We start from the raw sequence: 20,414 nt of genomic DNA, 5'->3' as shown, positions 1-20,414 counted from the left end.
GAGCGAAAGGACCCATCATGCGAGAGACAACGATGCCCGAAACCCGGGCACAAGTACCTCACGCCACCAGCGCGCCCACCACACCGCGCGCAGGCATCAAAGAATGGCTAGGACTAGCAACCCTCATGCTGGTAGTCCTCATAGTCTCCATAGACAACACCGTCCTATCGTTCGCGCTACCCGAACTCTCCAAAGAACTCCGCCCCACAGGCACCGCGCTCCTATGGATGGTCGACATCTACCCGCTCGTCCTCGCCGGACTCCTCGTAGTCATGGGCACCCTCGGAGACCGCATAGGACGCAAAAAACTCCTCCTCATCGGAGCAGTAGGATTCGGCGCAGTATCCATCTACGCCGCATTCGCCACCAGCGCAGAACACCTCATCGCCGCCCGAGCACTCCTCGGACTCTTCGGCGCAACCCTCATGCCATCAACACTGGCACTCCTGCGAAACCTCTTCCACAACAACGAACAGCGACGCCTCGCCATCGCAATCTGGGCTGCCGGATTCTCCGCGGGCGCAGCCCTCGGCCCCATCGTCGGCGGATGGCTCCTCGAACACTTCTGGTGGGGATCCGTCTTCCTCGTCAACGTGCCCGTCATCATCATCATGCTGATCTCGGCCATCATCATCCTGCCCGAATCAAAAGACCCACACCCCGGAAAACTCGACCTACTCAGCGTTGCCGCATCCATCGCAGCAATGTTCTCCATCGTCTACGGAATCAAAGCCCTAGCCGCAAACGGAAAAATCGAAATCGGTTTACTTTCCCTCGCCGTCGGTCTCCTCATCGGAACATGGTTTGTGCGACGACAACTCAACTCACACAACCCCATGCTCGACATGCACCTGTTCACAAACAGGGTCTTCTCCGTATCCATCATGGCGAACCTACTATCCATCCTCGCCATGGCCGGCATGGTGTACTACGTCTCGCAGTACCTACAACTCGTACTCGGCTACAGCCCACTCACCGCAGGCTTCTACCTGCTACCAGGACTAATAGCCACCATCGCATCAGGAATGGTCGCCGTAAAACTCGCCAACCATTTCCCGCTACGCATCCTCATCCCACTGGGACTCGCACTCTCAACCATGGGGTTTGCGGTAGCAACACAACTCGGGGCAACCTCATCAGTGTGGCTACTCGTCTCAGCGTTCCTCCTCGTCGGCCTAGGAGTAGGGCTAGCTGAAACGCTCACCAACGACGCAATATTGTCCTCGGTGCCACCAAACAAAGCCGGAGCAGCATCCGGTATCTCAGAAACCGCATACGAACTTGGTGCGCTCCTTGGAACAGCATTCCTCGGATCAATCCTGACCGCAGCCTACCGAAACAACATCGAATTCCCGCCCGGAGTATCACCACAAGACGCCAACGCGGCATCAGAAACACTAGGTGGAGCACTCGAAGTAGCAGCGAACCTACCCGCTGAAACCGGCGAACAAGTCGCGCAAGCAGCAAAGGTTGCCTTTGCGCATGGAGCCGACCTGACCTCCCTCGTTGGAGCGATCGTCGTCTTCGGTGCAGTCATCATGACAGCCACCGCATTGCGCAAGACACAGCAATAGCGGATACACCTAGACAATAATGGTGTCTATGAACAACCAGCGCACCGAACTCCGCCTTGAAACATCCATACTCGATGCATTCATCGCAGGAGCCAAAGGTGCGCTGGTTGGATTCTTATGCGCAATCGTACTCACCGTCATACATGTTGAGTTTGCGTGGCTTGCCCTACTCGCATTCATCCTCACAATGCTCGCATCCATCACAGGCGTGCTCGGATGGTTTGCCGGACGAGGAACACTATGGGCGTTGCGACGCACAGGATGGAGCCGCCTGACGCTACGAATCCTGACCTCGCTCGCTTCAGGGCTTACCGGAATCCTGTTCTTTGTGTTCATTGCACCGCACATGCTCGGCCAACAAAATTGGGCTGCCATATGCGGTTACTTCGTATGCGCGACACTCGTCTTTTTCATTTTCATTCCACAGCGCGAACTCAAACGCACACGGACGAAAGCCGCCGGCTAAAGTCACTTATCTTGACGTGACAGCGTCTTCAAGCGAGCTTTTTCTTCTTCGCGGCCACCCCACCAGCGTTTGATAACCAAAAGCCCCAACAGCCACACACCCAAAGCCGTAATCAGCCACACGACGAGTGTTGAAGCAATCCAAGCGGTTACGCCATCGATGGTGATACCTCCCGAAAATAGCGTGGCAACCCACAACGCCAACACGGTCGAGACAAGGCCGATACCGCCAAGAATCGCTGACGCATATTTACGAGCAAGGTTGAACACGAACGGCCCAAACAGTGCCTGCGACGCGGTGAAAACAGCAATCGCGATGAGGAAGCCGCCCGCCTGAACTTCAAACCCATCAATAATCAAAGAAGCAACAAAAAATGCGAGCGCCGCAGAAACAAGACTGACAAGGATGTGAAGCAGGAACCTAATCACGGTGCACCCCAAACGTAGGAATGAATACAACCCAGGTAAAAGTACTGGTGATGCAAGCATTTCGTGAGGTGTGGCTTCTAGCAACCGGAAACGTGGTTTTTCATACGCTTGTGCTGGTCAACATCATCTTTTGGTGTTTCTGGGTTGGTTTACTGTGCGGTGTGTTGTTCTCGGGCGAGTAGGCGTTCTTTGATGTCGAGCCCGTATCTGAATCCGCCTAGTGTTCCGTCTGTTCTTAGTACTCGGTGGCAGGGTACAAAGAGTGCTGCTGCGTTCATGGCGCACGCGCTTGCTGCGGCTCGTACTGCTGCTGGTCGTCCTGAACGGTTGGCGTATTCGGTGTAGGTGACGGTTTCTCCGGGCTGGATTGTGCGTAAAACGTCCCAGGCGTGCTGTCGGAATGGTCCAGATTTTTGTGCGACTGGGACTGTTGTTACTGCGTGTGTGTTTCCGTTGTAGTAGGCGGTGAGTGCTGCGGCGGCTGCCTGCATGTGTGCGTGTGCTGGTGTGGTGGCGACTGTTGTTGTAGTTGTGTCCGCGTGTGTAACGGTGTGCACGTGTGTGAGTTCTGGGCGCAGGGTGGCGTGGATAAGCGGTAGTAGGTCTGTGATGTGTGTGGTCCATCCTGAAGCGAGGATGCCTTCGTCGTTCGCGATGACAGTGAAGTCGCCGTCTGGGGTGGCAGTTGTGTATGCGAGATAGGTGGTCATGCTTCGTCCTTCAGGTGGTGTTGTGCTGCGGCTTGCCACATGTACATTGAGGCGTATGAACGCCATGGCGCCCATTTTTCGGCGTGTGCAGCAAGATTTCGGTGATCGGCGGGAGAGCTGCGAGTGTGTTCGTCGGAGAGTATTCCTAGTTTTTTGGCGCCTGCAACAAGTGCTACGTCTCCGCTCATCCATGTGTCTGGGTGGCCTAGGACTCGCAGTGTCACGTATGCGGCAGTCCACGTTCCGATTCCCGGTAGTGCGGTGAGTGCGGTCTGTAGTGTTTCTGGTTCCACACCGACGTGGATGTTGAGGTCGCCGCTGCTCAAGTGTGTTGCAGCGTTTCGTACTGTGTTGCTGGTTCGGCGTGGGAGGCGCAGAGCGCGTTCAGGGTCGAGTTGTTCGTCTGGTTGTATGTGTGGGACTGCGGCTACGATGCGTGCCGGTGTGGGAAAAAGGCGTTCTAATCCGTGGAATTTCGATGTGTAAGGTGCCCCGGCTTGTGTAGCGAGCCTTGTCAGGTGTTTGCGAGCAGCAACTACTGATATTTGCTGACCAATGATTGCCCGGATGACGAGTTCCTCTGGGTCTACCGCACCGGGTACTCGCATGCCTGGTGTGGCATGCACGGCAGGTGCGAGATGTGGATCTGAGTTGAGTGCCTCGTGTACGGCTTGGGCGTCCGCATCTAGGTCTAATAGCCGACGAATTCGCGAAACAGCCGTGGATAGGTCGTGCAATGAGCTCAGTTCCAGTTGCGCTGTGACAGTCCAATCGTCGGGCTTTTGTGGGGTGGCTGTGAAATGTATTTCGCACGCAGCTGGACCGTGTGGAAGAGCGAGTGTTCTCGCGTATATGAGGTGTTGTGGGTCGTCGAGTTGTGCATATTCGATTCCGGGTAGTGCTCGGGCGGCAAGGAACTCTACGACTCCGCGCGCATGAAAGGGCAATCGTACGGGCAGCGCGATGGTGAGTGTTGTTGCTTGTCCTGTGGTCGTGTGTGCTTCCGTGTGATGTGTGCGGGCGCGCATGTGTGTTGGTGTCGTATCAAAAACGTCGCGAATGGTGTCATTGAATTGGCGTATCGATCCAAACCCTGAAGCAAAAGCAACATCTGCGATGGGTAGGTCTGTTCCGACGAGCAGGTTGCGGGCTAGTTGTGCGCGGCGAGCACGAGCTAACGCGATAGGGCTTGCCCCTAACTCTTGAATGAGTGTGCGATTCACGTGACGAGCACTAAACCCTAAATGGTGTGCGAGCCCTTCAACATTGTGTCGGTCGACGATCCCGTCTGCGATGAGGCGCATTGCTCTGGCTGCTAGGTCTTGGCGAATGTTCCATTCTGGGGTGCCTGCGGTCGCTTCAGGTAGGCAGCGTTTACAGGCCCGATAGCCGGCTTCGTGGGCGGCAGCAGATGTTACATAGAACGTAACGTTTTCTGGTTTAGGGGTGCGTGCCGGACATGATGGTTTGCAATAGATTTTTGTGGTTTTAACGGCAGTGAAAAACTGGCCATCAAACCGCGTGTCACGGGCACTGATTGCCGCATATCGTTGCTCGAAAAGAGCGTCGTGCTGCGGTTTGTCCGCTGCCGTGTGTGCTGCCATACCTTCACGCTAACACGGGTATTCAAAGAGGGTCTGGCGGTTTTCAGACATGACAGTGACCTGCCTCGCACACAGGTTTACTGCGGTTTATGGTGGCGAGAAAACGGCACAATTGTGGGCGTGTGCGAAATCGGATCTGACACGACGAGGCTGTCGATCCCGAAAACGTCCCGCACAAGATCCGCGGTGACAATATCCGTTGGGCGGCCAGCCGCAATGATTCGTCCTTTTGACATGGCAACGAGATGGTCTGCATACCGGCAAGCCAGAGACAGCTCATGCAACACCATGACGATGGTGGTGCCACGTTCACGGTTGAGTTCCATGAGGAGGTCGAGTACTTCAATTTGGTAGGCGATATCAAGGTATGTGGTGGGCTCGTCGAGCAGTAGCACGTCTGTTTGTTGCGCTAATGCCATGGCAATCCAGACGCGTTGCCGTTGACCTCCTGAAAGTTCGTCAACGGGTCGTGCCGCGAGTTCTATAACGCCTGCTGCTGCCATTGCTTCGTCGACGATACGGTCGTCGTGTGCTGTAGTTTTGCGAAGCCACGATTGGTGCGGGTAGCGGCCACGCGATACGAGGTCAGCGACGGTGATGGCTTCTGGTGCGATAGGTGACTGTGGTAGCAGACCTAAAATGCGGGCTACTCGCGTTGAGGGCATGGCGTTTATGTTGGTGCCGTCTAACAGTATTGTGCCTGCGTTGGGTGTTAAAAGCCGCGAATAGCCTTTGAGTAGGGTGGATTTTCCGCAGGCGTTTGGCCCGACAAGTACGGTTATTTTTCCTTGCGGGATGGTTAAGGTCAGGTCTTCGATGATGCGGGTTTTGTCGTATCCGAGGGTCACCGATTCTGCGGCAAGGACGTGTGGTTCGACAGTTTCCGGCGCAGGTGTGGAGTCGTTCATGCGGATGCTCCTAGTTTCGAAGAGGCAGATCGTGTGAGTAGCCAGGCGAGATATGGGGCACCTAGCGCGCCAGTGACGACACCTACTGGCAGTGGTGTTCCCGGCAGTATGTATTGCGCGATCAGGTCGGCGCCGGAGACCAGTGTGCCGCCAACAGCCGCCGATGCCACGAGGGATAGTGATGTGCCACCAACGAGGTTGCGGGCTATGTGGGGTGCCATAAGCGCAACGAATGCGATAGGCCCTGACACGCCCACAGCTAATGCGGTGAGGACAACCCCCAAGGCGAGCATGACCAGACGGTCGCGTTTCACGTGAAACCCGAGGCCAAGAGCCGTGTTGTCACCTAATTCGAGTGCGCGAAGAGTGCGGTGCGTGAACGCTAAGACGACTAAACACGCGGCCGCGCCGATGCCTGCAACTGTGACAGTCGTCGAATTAACGGATGCGAGAGAACCGGTAAGCCACGTGTATGCGAGGGAGGCGTCTCGCAGTTCCACTTTCGTCATCATGTATGAGGTAATTGCCGTGCATACGGCAGCTACACCTATACCGATAAGCACCAATTTGAACCCGTGGAGTCCGCTGCGCCACGCTAGTGCGGCGACAAGAGCCGACGTGAGGATGCCACCGGCAACAACAACCAGCATGAGCGGTAGGCCGGAGAGGTGGAATAGCAGGACAGAAATGATTCCCGCGGTAGCTGACCCTGCCGTGATGCCAATAATGTCGGGGCTAGCGAGCGGATTGCGCAGCACGGATTGAAATATTGCCCCTGCTGTTCCTAAACAGATGCCGACGAGTGCGGCCGCGAGCGCGCGAGGCAAGCGTAGTTCCAGTACGACGAATTGCACGACGCTACTGGCTTGCCCGGTGAAGGCTTCGAGGACTTCTTGAGCGGTGAGCCCGGCTTCGCCTAAGAGCAGCGTTGTCACGAAAAGTGCGGTGAGGAGCAGCGCAAAAACCGTGCATGCTATGAGGGTTCGTGCACGTAGTCGGTTTCGTAGAGTGCGGGTGATGTGGTGTTGTTGGTCTGTGCGTGTCATAGCGTGGCTGCCTTTCCTCGTCGGATAACAGCGATGAAGACGGGCGCTCCGATGAGTGCTAGAACGATGCCTACTTGCAGTTCGCCTGGGCGGGCGATGACTCTGGCGAGGATGTCTGCCAGCAGGATGACGAGTGCGGCGACTGGTGCCGAGTAGGCGAGGATCCACTTGTAGTTGGGTCCGACGAATATGCGTACTGTGTGCGGGACGATCAGCCCGAGGAAGGCGATGGGGCCTGCTACTGCGGTGGCGGCTCCGCCGAGTAGTGCGATTGTGAGGGCGCTGAGGATGCGGGCGGTTTTGACGTTGAGGCCTAGCCCGTGTGCGGTGTCGTCGCCTAGTGCGAGGAGGTTGAGGGTGCGCCCGAGGAGGAGCGCTGCGAGGGTTCCAACTGCGAAGAGCGGCAGCGTTGGTATGAGTACGTCGTAGTCTCGTCCGGCGAGGGAGCCGACTTGCCAGAAGCGCATTGAGTCAAGGGCTTGGCTGTCTGAGATGAGTATTCCCGACACGATTGAGGAGAGGGCTGCGGCGATGGCGGCGCCTGATAGTGCGAGTTTTACGGGGGTTGCCCCTTCTCGTCCTTGCGAGGCGAGGAACCAGACGAGTGCGGTTGCGGCGGCGGCACCGGCTACGCCGAACCACATGTATTGGTGTGGTTGGGTTGCTCCGATGAGGATGATTCCTGCAACGATGCCGAGGGCTGCGCCTTGGTTGATGCCGAGGATCCCGAGGTCTGCGAGTGGGTTGCGGGTGACGCCTTGTGCGATGGTTCCTGCGAGTCCGAGGGCTACTCCAACGACGATTCCTACGACTGTGCGGGGTATTCGTTTTTCAACGACCGCTATGTGTTCTGGGTTGTTTGGGTCGTAGGAGGTGAGTGCTTCCCACACTGTGTGTGGTGGGATGTGTGCGGCACCGATTGCGAGGCTCGCTAGGATGACGAGCGCGAGCGCGATGGTGATGAGGATTCCGCTGAGGGCTTTGCGGTTCATACCCACTGGGCCGTTTCTTTGGGTGACGGTACTCAGGCCGCCACCTGGTGTTGAGGTGTCGGCCTGAGTCGAGGAAGTCATTCCTCTAGTGTGCATTGTTCTGTGTATGGCAGTACTGCTATTTCACGTTTTTGGCTGCTTGTGCGAGTTGTGGCACGTATTGGTCGAGCATCCATGGGATGGAGAGTGTGGTTGGTGCGCTGGATGCCATTACGAATGATTCACCGATGATGGGCGCGAAGGCTCCGGCTTTGACTTGTGGCATTGCTGCGACGAGTGGGTCGTTTGTGAATGCGTCTGCTGCGGCTTGGTCACCGAAGTATGCGACGAGTACGTCTGAGGTGAGTTTGTTGAGGTTTTCGAAGGCGAGGCCGTAGTAGAAGGATTTGTCTGGGTTTTCTGGCAGGAGTTCTTCTACTGATGGGGCGAGGGTCATGCCGAGGTCAACGAGGAGTTGGGCGCGTGGGTCGGTGTCGATGTAGACGTTGAGGATTTCGGGTTGGTTGTTTGCGCCGTAGGCGAAGGTTTTTCCGGCGAGTTCTGGGTGTTGTGCGCCGAGCTCTTTAACGTATGTGTTGGTGTCGTCGACGAGTTTTTGGGCTTCCGCGTTGAGGCCTAATGCTTTTCCGACGATGAGCGTTTGGTCTTGCCAGGAGGTTGCCCATGGCTGGTCTGGGTAGGCTACGACTGGCGCGATTTTGGATAGTGCGTCGTATTCTTCTTGGGTGAGTCCCGAGTATGGGGCCAAGATGACGTCTGGGCGTGCTGCAACGAATTCTTCTGGGTTTGCGGTGCCGTTGTCTGCGCCTTTGAGGAGGGTTGGTTGGTCTCCGCCGAGTGCGTCGATTTTTTCTTTAACCCATGGGAGGACGCCGTCAACGCCTCCGTATGTGTATGTGGGCATTGCGACGGGCACTTGCCCTAATGCGAGGACTGCGTCTTGTGCGGACCATCCCCATGTTGCGATGCGTTCGGGTTTTTCGTTGATTGTTACGTTTCCTAGTGCGGATTCGATGGTCACTGGGAAGGCATCTGTTGCAGTGGTTTGTGTGTCTGCTGCTGGTTTTTCTTCGGTTTGCGACGAGCATGCGCCGAGGGCTGCGGTGAGGCCGACGATGGCTAGTGCAGCATATATTTTTTGGCTGAGTCGAGTGGCCACGGATTCCATCCATCACTAAGAAACGATATAACTGAATTAGTTTAGCCTTACCTAACTTTCCAGTGTAGACTCGTGGGGAAAATTGTTCTAGATCACATTCCTCGCGCGGCCCAACTGCACACAACCAACACAACACAACAAAACCGCCGCCTAGCATTCACTAGACGGCGGCCTTAGCACTCACTCTCCAGTAGAGCGCTGATACTCGACGAAAGCCTCCCCAAAAAAACTATCGTCGCGAAGAACTAGCAGGACGAAACGCTCTTCTCCCGCTCATGCGTACTGCTGCCGTGCAGGCTCAGCTCATCAACGTCGCCTCGCACACCAGTTTCGGCTTCACCAACGATCGTTGTCGCAATGTCGCGTTCCGTCTCCGAAACACCCATCAACGCTGGCACCTCAACCTGTTGCGTTTCCTGCTCAACAGCCGCAGAAACACCACCAGTTTCAGCAATATGACGAGCGTAATCGTCGTCCAACGAACGCCGCGCCTTCAACCAGGCAGGCAGCAAAAGCACTGCCGCACCCAACCATGCAAGCGGGTTTGACCAAATAATTCCAGCAAAACCAAACAATCCACCGAGCACAATTGCTGCAGCAACACGCATCACAAGTTCTGTCACACTACTCAACGTTGGAATCAGCGGACGACCCAACCCTTGAATAGCGTTTCGGGTAACAAACAAAATACCCAACGCGAAATACAGCAAACCATTCACGACGAGGAAGTCATGCGCCATATCCACGACACCCTGCACGCTAGCACTGTCGCCAACAAACGAGCGAACGATTATTTCGCCAACAGCAATCAGCACGAACGCCAAAATCAGCGAACCAATAACAGACATGATGATTGCATGACGCACACCAACCTTGATGCGATCAATCTTCCCCGCACCCCAGTTCTGTGCAACATACGTTGACACGGCAACACCCAGCGAACCAAGGAAAGCAACCGCGACACCATCAACGCGTGTAGCCGTGGTGTATGCAGCAACAGCATCAGCACCAAGCGAGTTCAACCGAACCTGAACCGTCAACGTACCAATCGCAATGATTGACGCCATGAAACCCATGGGCAAACCGATACGCAAATGTTCAAGCATGGACGCACGCTCAAGCTTCCAATCTGCACGCTTCAAATGCAGGATCGGCAACGACTTACGCACATACATGAGGCACAACACCACAGAAAACAACTGCGCAATAACAGTCGCAAACGCGGCACCGCCCACGCCATAGCCAAGAACCATGACAAACAACATCACAAGGGCAATGTTGAACACACACGAAATGATGAGGAACACCAGAGGGGTGCGAGAGTCACCAATTGCGCGAATAATCGCAGCTAAAAAGTTGAAAAACATGGTTGCTGCGGCACCCAAAAAGCTGATCACAGCAAACGTTGTCGCGTCGTCCAGTAACTCCGGCGGGGTTTGCATAACCTCAAGAAGGGGGCGCGTAATAAGTGGTGCACCAACCGTAATCAGGACGCTCACAAGCCCAGTCAAAACGGTGCCGGTTGCAACCGATCGACGAACCGCCGCATGGTCTTGCGCACCATAAGCTTGCGCTGTCGGAATAGCGAAACCACTGGTCATACCCCACGCAAAACCAATGAGTAAAAACAGCATGGAACCAGTAGCCCCAACAGCAGCCAAAGCGTTCACACCAAGTTCTTGACCAACAACCATCGCATCAACAACTTGGTACAACTGTTGCACAACGTTCCCGATGAGCAGCGGGATAGTAAAGACGAGGATCACGCGCCACGGGGTGCCAGCGGTGAGAGTCTTATTCATAAGGCGAGACGCTCCGAATAGTGAGGGGGTGGGCGGTTAAAGTCATTTTCGAATCGATTCGATTCGTATCGATTCGATCTTACTCCTGCACCCCGCCAACACGTCTAGTTATTAACGGCGTGAACTGCGACTCAACACCCAAATTTTGAACAGCACAGAATAAACCTTGGAACTATCCGCGCCCACTTGACCCAAGTTTTACCAGCACACACACGGTCGCCTAGGCACACGGCCAAAACGAACTACACAAAAACTGAGGCATCACGTAGTAAAATTGCTGATCAATTAGAGTATTCCTCGCGCATGCGGGGGTGAGCCCTGTACCGTTGTAGTAAGTTTCATCAGCGGATTGTATTCCCCGCGCATGCGGGGGTGAGCCCGCGTTGACTGAGATCCACATGGTTCAGGGGCGGTATTCCCCGCGCATGCGGGGGTGAGCCCTCTAAATACGAAAAAAGACCCCGACTTTTTTCGTATTCCCCGCGCATGCGGGGGTGAGCCTACTTAACGATCAAGCAATCGTTGATTGGCTTGGTATTCCCCGCGCATGCGGGGGTGAGCCCAAATCCCTGCCACAGCAGAAAACGGACGCTACGTATTCCCCGCGCATGCGGGGGTGAGCCCACCTCAGCGTTACCGAACACCTCAGCGTTACCGTATTCCCCGCGCATGCGGGGGTGAGCCCCCGTCACGGCGTATAGGGCAAGTCATCACTATGTATTCCCCGCGCATGCGGGGGTGAGCCCATGGGTACCTCGGATGCGTCCACGTCTTCACTGTATTCCCCGCGCATGCGGGGGTGAGCCCTGTTTGCAGGTTTAAACGGTCGGCTTCATCTAGTATTCCCCGCGCACGCGGGGGTGAGCCAGGCTGAGCAGGTCGTAGATCTCCTCGGCCGCAGTATTCCCCGCGCATGCGGGGGTGAGCCAAACTCTTTTCGGTATCCGGTGAGTGTCGGGCCGTATTCCCCGCGCATGCGGGGGTGAGCCCGCTACTGCACCAAAACCTGCAAACAGCAATGGGTATTCCCCGCGCATGCGGGGGTGAGCCCAGAACTAGACACGCCAAAACACTAGTTGTACTGTATTCCCCGCGCATGCGGGGGTGAGCCCGGCGGGACTTAGCGTTAAGTCCCGCCACACAAGTATTCCCCGCGCATGCGGGGGTGAGCCCGGTCAGTGGGAAGCTTTCGCAGTGCGTGTGTTGTATTCCCCGCGCATGCGGGGGTGAGCCCACCGGACGCAACGATCAGCACAAGCAGATATGGTATTCCCCGCGCATGCGGGGGTGAGCCCCTGGCACCCACTTTTTTGTTCCTGGTCTAGCTGTATTCCCCGCGCATGCGGGGGTGAGCCGTTTCGCGATACGTTTTTGGTTGCGTGCCTGTTGTATTCCCCGCGCATGCGGGGGTGAGCCGACCTAGGCACCCAACAAGACTGGTGGAACCAAGTATTCCCCGCGCATGCGGGGGTGAGCCGCTTCGATCTCAGTGTCCGGTTTGTGCCACGCTGTATTCCCCGCGCATGCGGGGGTGAGCCTGGGGCACACCAGGTGCAGCCGTCTGCTGCTGAGTATTCCCCGCGCATGCGGGGGTGAGCCCTGTAGCCCCCGTAACAACCAAACCACTGGAAGGTATTCCCCCGCGCATGCGGGGGTGAGCCTAGCCTGCCCATAGTGGCTAGTGAGGTGCAAGTGTATTCCCCGCGCATGCGGGGGTGAGCCCGACACGTACGCGGTACACAGTGCAGGCAGTCCGTATTCCCCGCGCATGCGGGGGTGAGCCTGATGGAATTTGCAGCTTTTGAGTCTGAGCGAAGTATTCCCCGCGCATGCGGGGGTGAGCCTGATTTCCCAGATGAAAACGATTAAGCGCCATGGTATTCCCCGCGCATGCGGGGGTGAGCCGCAACCGCAGCAGAGCATCCACTTTGGGCTGTGGTATTCCCCGCGCATGCGGGGGTGAGCCCGGTGAACACGTCATCACAGCCGCGGAAGTCCAGTATTCCCCGCGCATGCGGGGGTAAGTTCTGACCTTTTGTGCAGGTCAAAACGCATATATGGTGTGTGTGCTCACCGTCGTGGGCACACACCATCACCTGAAAGAGATCGTATGCGGGACGCTGCTGCACAAAGCAGAAACCTTTTAGTTTTAGGCATTTTTGTTTTCCTTGGAGGAGTCACCTACCTCATCAACGGCTGCACTCAAAAGACGGTAAAAATACCAGTCAATCTCACCGAATCGGCATCCATTAGTTCAAGTAGCAGCTATTCCGTCTTTACAGACACAGGAATTTTTTTGCTTGATTCCCCTTCTGGCTTCGAAATTCTCGCGCACAGAAACACGGGCGTTGGACTTCTCGTTGCGTTCCTTGGTCTTGTTCTTATTGTGCGTGCGGCCGAACTGAAAAAAGGGAAAGACCGCGTCTTTATACCGTGGAAAGCATCAGCAATTCTGTTGATTTGTACGGGTATCATCCCCACGTTTGTGGCTCACGAAATTGATGTTTCAGTTCTAGCCGACTACGCGCCAGACCTTTCTGTTACTTGGCGGCAACCACTCGTGTTCTCACTAGCTCTCGTGTTCCTAGGTGTTTCACTACTCAGAAAAAAATCTCGCTAGTCATCAGTGATTACGCCCGAAAGTTAATAACTCTCCTTTTTCTGCGTCCATATAAAAGGCTAGATTTTTCGGCGCAGAAAAAGGACAACCATGACACGAAACTCATTCTTGACGGTACCGAGCGGCTGATCAAAAATGCGCTAATTAGTGCTGTCGCTGTGTTTACACGGATCGAATCGTGTTGGAACAAACATGTCATCTGGGAGTGCTTCGGGTGGGGGCGCATCCGCGGCTGGCACATCTCGTATCGACAATTCCCAATACGGCAACGGTTCGGCCTTTAGAGTTTTACCATCCCTAGAAACAGCAAGACTCGATCGATACGGTTTCCCATCAGGTCCAACATTTTCGATCTCTGCAACACGCGTTTCATTTCTTCCTGCCAATGGCCAGGTACAGACAACCGTACTTTTCTTCAGCAACGGAGTTGCTGAATCCTTACTCATTCTTTTAACGCATGACTTCGTCAAAAGTGCATAATCACAAGAGTTTTGTGGAGCTTCTAAAGAGCGTGCATCAACCTCTTCAACAAAATTTCTAGCCTCAGCGTCTGTTACTTCTGGTGGAATATACAGCGCATTCCACAAAAGAAACCCGGCAAGAGCAATAAAAACAGCGGCAACAATTATGTAGCCCTTTACGTCATTTTTTATGTGATTCACAAATTTCTGCCCTTAATTAGAGGGAATCTAGATTCCCACATGTTTTTAAGCCTTACTGGCAGCACTAAAGAACTCCAGGTGTCCTGCAGTTTTTTCCCGTTTATATACAATTTTATTTCTTCAAGAGTTCCTTCAGATAACAGCGGAACATAAGCACAAAAAACACCTTCTTCTGTACTCACATCAAAGATTCGCTCTCCTGGACCCCAATACACACCTATTGGGATTTCAATCTTCCCTTGTATAGGCCCCTGTAAATCACTGAGGGATTCTGGAATCGCATACGGCTTTATGTCACGCAGAAAAATTCTTTTCTCTGTCATTTTCAATAACCTCTTTGGCGTCTAGCCTCACAGCCATTCTACAAACTTTGTTTTGGGGTTTGCGAGGATAAAACCGCACCTACGATTATCGACTGCGTTTAAGCACAAGCGTGGGGATGACCAAGCTGGGCCATCCCCACGCTGTGTTTTAGTCGTTGTCGACGTCGCTAAGGATTGTTCGTCCGTTCAATGGTTGTGGTTCACGTAGGTTGTGCTCTGGGAAGAGCTTCGCGAACTCTGTGATTTGTGTGCGTGACATTTCGATCGGTTCGTCCAGCACAATCCAGTTCACTGGCTCCGTGTATGGGTGTGTTGTAAGTGAACCGTTGTACCGGTATGAGTCGAGGTCCTCTGGGAGGATGCGGTCAAGGCGCACGTCCTGCACTTCAGCGGACTGGTTTGAGGTTGGCAGGTCTTTAAACAGTGGTGCGAGAGCCTTGTTGTAGTCGCCTTCTTCTACGAATACGCCGATGACGAGGAGGTCTCCGTCGTCTTGCTTGTGCACAAAGTGCCCTTCCATGATGTAGGGCTTTCCGTTGCGCAGGTGCTCGGATTCGGTGTGCCAGTGGAATTGTGCCAGTGGCCATTTCTCGCCTTGAACTGTGATGTACAGATCCTTGTTTTCTGGCGAAATTTTCACGCTGGCCTCATGGTAGGGGGAGCCAGTGTTTTGTACGTGCACGTCTGTGGTGCCGTATTTGATGTTGAGTTGTGGCAAGTGTTCAACATAGGTGACGTCACCGTCACGGATGTCGATGGGGGATTGACTATTGCCAACGGTAGGGGTTTCACTACCGAGTGCGGGTGCGGAAGCGAGCGTGGATGCGGCAAAAAGCATTGCCAATGCGCTGACGCTTACGCGAACGCGGCGACTGGTTTGACGGGTCATGACGACTCCTTCATCTCCAGGCCCTCAAGGGCTTGTCAGTGGTGTGGCGGGTGCCACACCGCCCCCTAACCTAGAAGTCGAAAAAACCGCAGTCAAGAAAAATGTGCACAAATCCCCATGCGGGGATAAAGGGCACACAAAGTCATCACAAAGCCCGAATTTACCCTATTTGCTAGGGAATGTCAGTGTGATTGTTGTGCCGTCCTCTGCGCTCGACGCAACCGCCAGTTCACCGTTGTGTGCTCGCACGATTGCGGCTGTTATCGCTAGTCCAAGCCCTGCACCGCCTGTAGCTCGTTGACGTGATGAGTCTCCTCGCACGAACCTTTCCGTTGCGCGGGCAGCGATGTCGTCTGACATCCCTGGGCCGTCGTCGTGCACCGAAATCTGCACAGTATGTTCATGGACAAAAATAGTGTTCACTGTGACGTGCGGGCCGCCGTGCAATGCGGCGTTTGCGAGCAGGTTAAGTAGTGCTTGGCGGAGCCGGTCACTGTCTACAAAACCAGAAACCTGATCCCCAGAAACCGTAAATTCTGTGTCTGGGTAGGCGACAGTCGCGTCGGAAACAACCGAATCAACGAGTTCTTTCACATCCGTTTGTTTCAACTGCAAATCTGGCGCGTTGTCGTATTTCGCTAAGGTCAACAAATCTTCAACGAGCCTGCGCATACGTGACGCCTCAGCTTCCGTGCGCGCCCACGCATCATCCAAATCTTCTGCGCTCTGCAACGCCCCACGCCGATACAACTCTGAATAACCGAGCACCGTAGTCAATGGCGTGCGAAGTTCATGGGAGGCGTCCGCTACAAATTCGCGTAGCCGTGTTTCAGATTTTTCGCTCCGCTGCACGGCCGTAGTGAGAGTTTCAATCACTTGATTAAGCGAATGCGCTAATTCGTTAGTTTCTGTGCCACCTTGATCAGTATTAAGACGCACATGCAGGTCACCGTGTGCGATTCGTGTTGACGCGTCAACCATGCGCCGCATCGGGGTAATACCTAACCGGTTCACCCACCATGCGACAACACCCAGCGCCCCCGCTATCAGCACAATCCCAATGCCTTCAATGACGAGGAGTCGCTGCGTTGCAGAACGAACATCGTCCAAAGGCAACGCAGTGATGTCCCAACCAGACCCAGAAGGCCGCGCTAGCACCCGAAATTCGCCGGTTCCGTCAGTAGAAGGTGCCGTGAAATGGGTGCTCTGATCTGTCAGGTTTTCAGCAGAAAGTACGGGTTCCGTGTCTGACACCCCGCCAACATTCGGTGAAAAGAACACCGACAACGTGCCATCTTCAGTTAAAAATCCGCGGAAAGCCTCAGACGGGCGCACCGTATCGTTAGGCTGCTTAGACGGGTCAGGCAGCGGCGCAACAGACTGATCAAAAGACCTCGGGCCAGCATAAGCGTCAAGCTTGTCATCCATTTGCGACAACAAAAACGATTTCGTTGTCACCGTCACGATGATCGCAATGATCGTAGCGATCACACCAACAAGTAGCAGCCCCCACCCTAGCCGGGCCCGTAAAGATAAAGTACGTCGTGCAGTCATGACACCCTCAAGGTGTAGCCTGCCCCACGAATTGTGTGTATCAGTTTCGGTTCCGTCGCATCAACTTTCCGCCGCAAATAGCCAATATATGTTTCGACGACAGAAGCGTCATCACCTGCGGAAAAACCCCACACGTTTTCTAAAAGCTGCCCGCGTGAAAGTACCCGACCAACGTTACGCATCAAATACATCAAAAGCCGGTATTCGGTTGGTGATAACAAAATTTCGGTAGTGCCACGACGCACCTGATGGGCAACATCATCCAAAACAAGGTCAGCTACCGTATACGTGGACGCGGCAGAAGGCTCATGCTCAAACCTGCGCGACACTGCCTCAACGCGTGCCACAAGTTCGTCAAGATTAAAAGGCTTCTCTAAATAGTCGTCTGCGCCAATGCGTAACCCTTGGACTTTGTCCTCCGAGCTGTCGCGGGCAGTCAAAAAAATGATGGGGGTTCTGCTGACAGGTGAACTAAGTGCAGGTCAGATCGTCGTCGATGGTGATAAAGCCGATGTGGTTTTAGTGCTGAATGGCGTCAACATTACAGCCGCAAACATTTCAGCTATCAATGTTGTCAATGCGGACTGGGTGGTTCTTGCCCTCGCTGAAGGCACCACAAACACTGTTAGTGAAGCCGCTGATGCCGTTGCCTCAGAAGACGCTGAAACCAATGGTGCAATCTATTCCACCGCCGACTTGTGGATCACAGGTAAAGGCACCTTAGATGTGACGGGTGTTGCTGCTGATGGGATCGTTTCTAAAGACACCCTTGTCGTGGAATCTGGGACAGTTCACGTTACAGCGAAAGACGATGGCATTCGTGGAAAAGACCACCTTGTTGTCCTCGGCGGCAATATCACCGTTGACGCCCAAGGTGATGGTTTGAAGTCCAATAACGTGAGCGACACCGACGACGCCTCCTACCCTGTTGGAGTGGTGTGGATTTCTGGTGGAACACTCGATGTTACTGCTGGTAGTGACACCATTGATGCGGAAAACCAAGTGACCGTAGAAGACGGCACCCTCGCATTACAAGCCGGCGACGACGGCATCACCACCAACGGAATCATGCGTGTCACCGGCGGAACCATTAACGTGAAAAAGTCTGTTGAAGGTTTTGAAGCGGCAATAATGCATCTTGATGGTGGGACTGGAACAATCGTGTCGTCCGACGACGGCATTAACGCAACTGACGGTTCTACCTCCAGCAACCAAAACGCTGGTGTACCAAACATGGGTACGCCACCTGAAGATGGCAGTTTCCCTGGTGGCGGCGAACGTCCTGCCCGACCTGGTGACGACACCACAGGCAACGACAATACAGACACAAGCGACACCGGCACCATTGAAACGAACTCAACCACCACACAAACTGTGACCGTTGCAAACCAAACAGCGTCTAACGACGACCAAACCGACAACGGCCAAACAACCGATGGGCAAACACGCACTCGGCAAAACAGGGGTGGTGGCGGCCCAAACGATCAAGCCACTGAAGGTGTACTCGTCGACATAACAGGCGGCACATGGAGCATCAACGCTGGCGGTGACGGACTCGACTCTAACGGCGACGTGATCATCACTGACGGAACAGTCATCGTTTCTGGTCCAACAAGTAACGGCAACGGGGCACTCGACTACAACGGCACCTTCGAGATGAATGGCGGCACTCTTGTTGCTGCCGGGTCGGCAGGCATGGCCCAATCACCAAGTTCCAGCAAACAAGGCGTGCTAGCGGTCAGTTACGGTCAGACAGTTTCAGCCGGAACATCAGTTGCACTCGTCGACGATGAAGGTAACCTCGTCGCCGCATACACGGCCCCCAAAGACGCCCAAACCCTCGTGTTCTCTAGCCCAAACATTAAGCAAGGCGAAACATACACGGTATATACGGGTGCTGACGTTACCGGCACAGAAGTTGCGGGTCTTGTTACTTCCGGTTCTGTCACTGGTGGCAGCAAAGCCGGAACTGTTACAGCTACTCAAAGTTAGGGTGTGATGACTACTTTTCCGTGTGCATGATGGCTAGCAACTCGTGCTAAAGCTGTGGAAGCGTCCTCCAATGTCCAGGTGGAGTCCACAAGTGGCACGAGTCGCTTAGCCGCGAGTTCACGGCTAATAATCTGTAGGTCTTTCGCCTGCGGCGACGAATAAAAAATAGCGATCCGGTGTTTACCTATTTTTCCCCGCCACAATGCTTTCAAAACTCTACGAATCGCGCCGCCATCCGGCCCCGGCGAACCACTGTTCGGGATCACTATCCCGTCCTGTGTCGTTAATTTTTCTAACTGCAGCATGGGTGTCACGCACGGGTTGACGCGGTTTCGTTAAACCGCCAGCGAGCTTCATGACGAACGGCTTGCCACGCATAGCAAACACGTCAGCAGGGTTTAACGCAGCTGCCTCAACCGCGACAACCACACGGTTTTTGTCTGCGGTAGGGACTGCACACTCACCATAGTGAACAGTCGACGCCTCGCCATACTGGGTTTGAAGGGCGGCACGCATAAATGTTCCCGTTGCATACGACATGTGAGTTTCCTTCGATCGCGGAAATTAATCCTCGGGATACTGGAATACTTCGTTCAGCGAGACACCGAACACTCTCGCAAAAAGAAAAGCTGGCCTGCAGCAACACAACGTCTCTACAGGCCAGCGAAGGCTCACCCCCGCATACGCGGGGAATGTTTAACGCTCTCTGCATATCGGACAAAAACAGAGGGAACACCAGTCGAAATCGACTGCCAACAAATTTTACAACGGGTAAAACCAAGCGCGCATACACAACCTTTGCTAGCGTATAAGCACCACATAGAAATAAATGTTTAGCGTATCGAATAAATACAGAGTTACAAGAAGGGAAGCCGAACCACGAATGAATGACCACTCAAGCTCTTCACAATCATCCGACCTCCTCCTTCGCCCCGTCCCTAAGTTCCTTGCACTACTCACTGCAGAGCCGAAACAGGCTTACCAAAAAATATTATCTACGGCCTCTGACATCGGCGACTGTTCACACGAAGAAGCCGCAGCTCCTCAATACTTCTTCGATCAAGAACGATCACTCGTACTGATTCGCTCGCAAAAACAACTCGATGTCCCATCCACTCTCGGCACAGTTATCAAACAGAAGCCAGTGCTTAATGGGCTTGCGCATCAAACACTGCACATTTCCATCCGCATGGAAACCGCCTTTTCTTTCATCTTCTCTCCACCTGCAGATTTAGGGCTTCACGTTCCCACCTTGCCAAAAACACAAACTCAAAACGCCCTAAGGTCCAGCGACAGCGGCACTGCGCTTCAAACCATCGAACTCAACATACTTGGCCAAATAATCGACCCTAAAGTATTTAATTCTGCACTCCACGATGGCGTCGGAGACCACAAAGAATCTGGACTCGGTCTAATCAGAACTTATCCCACCACTAGGTGGAACCACCCCCGATTTCGTTAAGACCACGCATGTATAAGACTCACAACGCAAATTTTCTTTTTCACAAAAAGTATTGCTTTGTCAGAGGGCACTGGTAAGAGTAGATATGCGGCTTTCAGTCAAACAGGAAAAGAATTACTATTGCCTGTTTTACGAGGCTAAACTTTTGTTCGCACGATAAGAGTTAGGACTATGAAGAAAGTAGAACCACCCCAAAAAACCGTCCTTTACGACGTCGCATTTC

At 54.2% G+C, this 20,414-nt stretch carries 20 protein-coding genes and 1 CRISPR repeat array; of the genes, 5 read left to right on the top strand and 15 right to left on the bottom strand.

Annotated features, from left to right (window positions below; genetic code table 11):
- The first annotated feature begins 17 nt into the window (after positions 1-17).
- On the top strand, positions 18-1,574 hold the full coding sequence (locus ACR9EC_RS09500) for an MFS transporter (protein ID WP_435298992.1): 1,557 nt from the start codon (positions 18-20) through the stop codon (positions 1,572-1,574).
- Between the two features lie 28 nt (positions 1,575-1,602).
- A complete protein-coding gene (locus ACR9EC_RS09495; protein ID WP_435298991.1) occupies positions 1,603-2,040 on the top strand; it encodes a hypothetical protein in 438 nt (145 codons plus the stop codon).
- Between the two features lie 2 nt (positions 2,041-2,042).
- Here ACR9EC_RS09495 and ACR9EC_RS09490 read toward each other — a convergent pair whose 3' ends face one another.
- From ACR9EC_RS09490 to ACR9EC_RS09455, 8 genes are all read right to left on the bottom strand, one after another.
- Positions 2,043-2,528: a phage holin family protein gene (locus ACR9EC_RS09490; protein ID WP_435298990.1), complete on the bottom strand. Its 486-nt coding sequence runs from the start codon at positions 2,526-2,528 to the stop codon at positions 2,043-2,045.
- Positions 2,529-2,617: 89 nt separating this feature from the next.
- Entirely contained in the window at positions 2,618-3,178 is a 561-nt protein-coding gene (locus tag ACR9EC_RS09485; RefSeq protein ID WP_435298989.1) for a methylated-DNA--[protein]-cysteine S-methyltransferase, read from the bottom strand.
- Complete coding sequence (locus ACR9EC_RS09480) at positions 3,175-4,782, bottom strand: AlkA N-terminal domain-containing protein (RefSeq protein ID WP_435298988.1); 1,608 nt, start codon at positions 4,780-4,782, stop codon at positions 3,175-3,177. The genes ACR9EC_RS09485 and ACR9EC_RS09480 overlap by 4 nt, the downstream gene beginning before the upstream one ends.
- Positions 4,783-4,859: 77 nt before the next feature.
- On the bottom strand, positions 4,860-5,690 hold the full coding sequence (locus tag ACR9EC_RS09475; RefSeq protein WP_435298987.1) for an ABC transporter ATP-binding protein: 831 nt from the start codon (positions 5,688-5,690) through the stop codon (positions 4,860-4,862).
- The gene (locus tag ACR9EC_RS09470) at positions 5,687-6,736 is read right to left on the bottom strand and encodes a FecCD family ABC transporter permease (protein ID WP_435298986.1); all 1,050 of its coding nucleotides are present in this window, start codon (positions 6,734-6,736) and stop codon (positions 5,687-5,689) included. Before ACR9EC_RS09470 ends, ACR9EC_RS09475 begins: the two co-directional genes overlap by 4 nt.
- A complete protein-coding gene (locus tag ACR9EC_RS09465; protein WP_435298985.1) occupies positions 6,733-7,809 on the bottom strand; it encodes a FecCD family ABC transporter permease in 1,077 nt (358 codons plus the stop codon). Before ACR9EC_RS09465 ends, ACR9EC_RS09470 begins: the two co-directional genes overlap by 4 nt.
- 37 nt (positions 7,810-7,846) lie before the next feature.
- Positions 7,847-8,887, bottom strand: coding sequence for an iron-siderophore ABC transporter substrate-binding protein (locus ACR9EC_RS09460; protein WP_435298984.1), 1,041 nt, complete (start codon positions 8,885-8,887; stop codon positions 7,847-7,849).
- Positions 8,888-9,132: 245 nt separating this feature from the next.
- Positions 9,133-10,689: an MATE family efflux transporter gene (locus ACR9EC_RS09455; RefSeq protein WP_435298983.1), complete on the bottom strand. Its 1,557-nt coding sequence runs from the start codon at positions 10,687-10,689 to the stop codon at positions 9,133-9,135.
- A gap of 290 nt (positions 10,690-10,979) precedes the next feature.
- Positions 10,980-12,716: a CRISPR direct-repeat array (repeat unit 28 nt; unit sequence GTATTCCCCGCGCATGCGGGGGTGAGCC).
- 83 nt (positions 12,717-12,799) lie between these two features.
- On the opposite strand from ACR9EC_RS09455, the gene ACR9EC_RS09450 reads away from it, so the two are divergent.
- Positions 12,800-13,309: a hypothetical protein gene (locus ACR9EC_RS09450; protein ID WP_435298982.1), complete on the top strand. Its 510-nt coding sequence runs from the start codon at positions 12,800-12,802 to the stop codon at positions 13,307-13,309.
- Between the two features lie 140 nt (positions 13,310-13,449).
- On the opposite strand, the gene ACR9EC_RS09445 is transcribed toward ACR9EC_RS09450, so the two are convergent.
- From ACR9EC_RS09445 to ACR9EC_RS09425, 5 genes are all read right to left on the bottom strand, one after another.
- Positions 13,450-13,971: a hypothetical protein gene (locus tag ACR9EC_RS09445; RefSeq protein ID WP_435298981.1), complete on the bottom strand. Its 522-nt coding sequence runs from the start codon at positions 13,969-13,971 to the stop codon at positions 13,450-13,452.
- Positions 13,968-14,294, bottom strand: a complete 327-nt coding sequence (locus ACR9EC_RS09440) for a transcriptional regulator (protein WP_435298980.1) — start codon at positions 14,292-14,294, stop codon at positions 13,968-13,970. The genes ACR9EC_RS09445 and ACR9EC_RS09440 overlap by 4 nt, the downstream gene beginning before the upstream one ends.
- 148 nt (positions 14,295-14,442) lie before the next feature.
- Positions 14,443-15,183: a carbonic anhydrase family protein gene (locus tag ACR9EC_RS09435; protein WP_435298979.1), complete on the bottom strand. Its 741-nt coding sequence runs from the start codon at positions 15,181-15,183 to the stop codon at positions 14,443-14,445.
- A 165-nt stretch (positions 15,184-15,348) separates the two neighbouring features.
- Positions 15,349-16,737 (bottom strand): sensor histidine kinase, encoded by a 1,389-nt coding sequence (locus tag ACR9EC_RS09430; protein ID WP_435298978.1) that lies wholly within the window; start codon positions 16,735-16,737, stop codon positions 15,349-15,351.
- A complete protein-coding gene (locus ACR9EC_RS09425) occupies positions 16,734-17,177 on the bottom strand; it encodes a winged helix-turn-helix domain-containing protein (protein WP_435298977.1) in 444 nt (147 codons plus the stop codon). The genes ACR9EC_RS09430 and ACR9EC_RS09425 overlap by 4 nt, the downstream gene beginning before the upstream one ends.
- Between ACR9EC_RS09425 and ACR9EC_RS09420 the strand changes: the two genes are divergently transcribed.
- Positions 17,149-18,729 carry a carbohydrate-binding domain-containing protein gene (locus tag ACR9EC_RS09420; protein ID WP_435298976.1) on the top strand — a complete coding sequence of 527 codons (1,581 nt, stop codon included), beginning with the start codon at positions 17,149-17,151 and terminating at the stop codon, positions 18,727-18,729. The genes ACR9EC_RS09425 and ACR9EC_RS09420 overlap by 29 nt on opposite strands.
- Here the strand turns inward: ACR9EC_RS09420 and ACR9EC_RS09415 are convergent.
- Together ACR9EC_RS09415 and ACR9EC_RS09410 are read right to left on the bottom strand one after the other, a co-directional pair.
- A complete protein-coding gene (locus tag ACR9EC_RS09415) occupies positions 18,726-18,941 on the bottom strand; it encodes a zinc-binding dehydrogenase (RefSeq protein ID WP_435298975.1) in 216 nt (71 codons plus the stop codon). The two genes, ACR9EC_RS09420 and ACR9EC_RS09415, sit on opposite strands and share 4 nt — an antisense overlap.
- A 4-nt stretch (positions 18,942-18,945) precedes the next feature.
- Positions 18,946-19,269, bottom strand: coding sequence for a hypothetical protein (locus ACR9EC_RS09410; RefSeq protein WP_435298974.1), 324 nt, complete (start codon positions 19,267-19,269; stop codon positions 18,946-18,948).
- 343 nt (positions 19,270-19,612) lie between these two features.
- Here ACR9EC_RS09410 and ACR9EC_RS09405 point away from each other — a divergent pair, with 343 nt between their 5' ends.
- Complete coding sequence (locus ACR9EC_RS09405) at positions 19,613-20,191, top strand: hypothetical protein (protein ID WP_435298973.1); 579 nt, start codon at positions 19,613-19,615, stop codon at positions 20,189-20,191.
- The last annotated feature ends 223 nt before the right edge of the window (positions 20,192-20,414 follow it).

It is taken from the genome of Timonella sp. A28 (assembly GCF_051200815.1).
Classification (GTDB): Bacteria; Actinomycetota; Actinomycetes; order Actinomycetales; family Cellulomonadaceae; genus Timonella.
Note: the sequence above shows the minus strand (reverse complement) of the source record. Positions and strands in the feature narration are given on the sequence as shown.

Coding starts and splice junctions, on each gene's coding strand:
- ACR9EC_RS09500 (WP_435298992.1), top strand. CDS start 18: ATGCGAGAGACAACGATGCCCGAAACCCGGGCACAAGTACCTCACGCC.
- ACR9EC_RS09495 (WP_435298991.1), top strand. CDS start 1,603: ATGAACAACCAGCGCACCGAACTCCGCCTTGAAACATCCATACTCGAT.
- ACR9EC_RS09490 (WP_435298990.1), bottom strand. CDS start 2,528: ATGCTTGCATCACCAGTACTTTTACCTGGGTTGTATTCATTCCTACGT.
- ACR9EC_RS09485 (WP_435298989.1), bottom strand. CDS start 3,178: ATGACCACCTATCTCGCATACACAACTGCCACCCCAGACGGCGACTTC.
- ACR9EC_RS09480 (WP_435298988.1), bottom strand. CDS start 4,782: ATGGCAGCACACACGGCAGCGGACAAACCGCAGCACGACGCTCTTTTC.
- ACR9EC_RS09475 (WP_435298987.1), bottom strand. CDS start 5,690: ATGAACGACTCCACACCTGCGCCGGAAACTGTCGAACCACACGTCCTT.
- ACR9EC_RS09470 (WP_435298986.1), bottom strand. CDS start 6,736: ATGACACGCACAGACCAACAACACCACATCACCCGCACTCTACGAAAC.
- ACR9EC_RS09465 (WP_435298985.1), bottom strand. CDS start 7,809: ATGACTTCCTCGACTCAGGCCGACACCTCAACACCAGGTGGCGGCCTG.
- ACR9EC_RS09455 (WP_435298983.1), bottom strand. CDS start 10,689: ATGAATAAGACTCTCACCGCTGGCACCCCGTGGCGCGTGATCCTCGTC.
- ACR9EC_RS09450 (WP_435298982.1), top strand. CDS start 12,800: ATGCGGGACGCTGCTGCACAAAGCAGAAACCTTTTAGTTTTAGGCATT.
- ACR9EC_RS09440 (WP_435298980.1), bottom strand. CDS start 14,294: ATGACAGAGAAAAGAATTTTTCTGCGTGACATAAAGCCGTATGCGATT.
- ACR9EC_RS09435 (WP_435298979.1), bottom strand. CDS start 15,183: ATGACCCGTCAAACCAGTCGCCGCGTTCGCGTAAGCGTCAGCGCATTG.
- ACR9EC_RS09430 (WP_435298978.1), bottom strand. CDS start 16,737: ATGACTGCACGACGTACTTTATCTTTACGGGCCCGGCTAGGGTGGGGG.
- ACR9EC_RS09410 (WP_435298974.1), bottom strand. CDS start 19,269: ATGTCGTATGCAACGGGAACATTTATGCGTGCCGCCCTTCAAACCCAG.
- ACR9EC_RS09405 (WP_435298973.1), top strand. CDS start 19,613: ATGAATGACCACTCAAGCTCTTCACAATCATCCGACCTCCTCCTTCGC.